General features: G+C 65.7%; 1 pseudogene. It reads left to right on the forward strand.

Annotated features, from left to right (window positions below):
• A pseudogene (locus EN807_RS34040) lies at positions 1–315 on the forward strand (exopolysaccharide biosynthesis protein); the annotation flags it as partial.

Consider the following 315-nt stretch of genomic DNA (forward strand, 5'->3'; position numbering starts at 1 on the left):
CACAGGATCGTTGATCCGACCGACGGCGGCACGCTGCAATCGCAGCTCGACCAGCTGACGACGCAGCTGATCGCCGCGCAAGGTGACGCCGACAAGGCGAAGGACAGGTACAATCAGGCGCTGGCGGCGGGCACTTCCGCGGCAGGCCTCGCCAAGCTCTCGGAGATACTCTCCTCCAACGCGGCCGCCAATCTGCGCGACGATTACAATCAGCGCGCCACCGAGCTCGCCAACCTCGAAACCATGTACGGGCCGCGCCATCCGGCGATCGGACGCCTGAGGTCCGAACTCGATCGCATCAACCGGCTCATGGCC

Origin of the sequence: Mesorhizobium sp. M5C.F.Ca.ET.164.01.1.1, assembly GCF_004792125.1 — a bacterium.
In the GTDB taxonomy this organism is placed as follows: domain Bacteria; phylum Pseudomonadota; class Alphaproteobacteria; order Rhizobiales; family Rhizobiaceae; genus Mesorhizobium; species Mesorhizobium wenxiniae.